The organism is Hyphomonas sp. GM-8P, assembly GCF_003263315.1.
Taxonomy (GTDB): Bacteria; Pseudomonadota; Alphaproteobacteria; order Caulobacterales; family Hyphomonadaceae; genus Hyphomonas.
Map to the genome: position 1 here is coordinate 1 of NZ_AWFE01000014.1, position 968 is coordinate 968.

General features: G+C 58.3%; 2 protein-coding genes. Both read left to right on the top strand.

Annotation, left to right across the window (positions count from 1 at the left end):
- Nucleotides 1-153: 153 nt before the first annotated feature.
- On the top strand, nt 154-390 hold the full coding sequence (locus HY26_RS18940; protein WP_112072849.1) for a hypothetical protein: 237 nt from the start codon (nt 154-156) through the stop codon (nt 388-390).
- On the top strand, nt 383-968 hold a 586-nt coding region (locus tag HY26_RS02265; protein ID WP_158531396.1), incomplete at its 3' end, for a DUF3987 domain-containing protein. The genes HY26_RS18940 and HY26_RS02265, both read left to right, overlap by 8 nt.

Sequence of the window (968 nt, forward strand, 5' to 3'; positions counted from 1 at the left end):
TGCAACGCCAGCTCAGCCTGTTTCACTGGGCAGAAATGCAATCTCAAACACCCCGCCTTGCAGCGGTCCGCCATGTGCAGCGCCTTGGCGTGCGCTCACCGTCCCTTGCCCTTCTCATCGCAGAGCATGCAGGGCTGAACGTGGGGGCGGATCATGAGTAAATACCCACCTGGATATTTCGGACTCCGCGAATGGTTTGGCCCTCCTATCGGCCTGTTGTTTGAACTTCGCCAGAATCCGGCTTTTCCGAACCGGCTTCGAACTTCCCTGAAAGCGATCAGCCTCCAATTGGTCGCGCTTGTCGATGACGACGAGCTCGGGCTTATCGGCGCGTCCCCGGAGGAACGCATGTGCTTTGCGCAAAAGCGGAGAGAGGGCGACGATGATTGATGCCTATCGGAAATCTGCCGCTGCTGACCTGGAGCGCAAGTATGCGCAATCCGGACACAGAAATGGCTTTGATAACGATGGCGCTGCTTCTAGTGCGTGGCCCGATCCCGAGCCGCTCGATGTGGACGAAGGGAAGCCCGCCGCATTCCCTCTGGAAGCCTTTCCACCGATGATGCAGCGCGCAGCAAGAGACATAGCCAACGGTACGAAATGCCCGCCGGCTCTTGCAGCGGCGTCAGTCCTGTCTGTCGCTTCCTTCTCGGTACAGAACCATTTTGATGTGGAGTTTGCCCAGCGCCAGAGACGCCCCCTGTCCCTTTGCATCCTGACCGTTGCTGCATCAGGCGAACGTAAGTCCACTGTGGACCGCTATGCGGCAAGAGGTGTCCACGAATACAGGGAACTGCTGGCTCGCGAACACGCGGCAAGGGAAAAGGACATCGCCGACGCCAAAAAGGCAAAGGCGGATTACGTCCCTGACCCGTTGCCAGACCCCAATATCGTGATCGGCAATATGACCCTGCAGGGCATCTTCCGGGCGTTCACTGAAGGACAATCAAGCCTTGCGCTATTCTCTG

What these genes read in the sequence shown, in the direction of transcription:
- HY26_RS18940 (WP_112072849.1), top strand. Translation starts at nt 154, where the DNA reads ATGAGTAAATACCCACCTGGATATTTCGGACTCCGCGAATGGTTTGGC.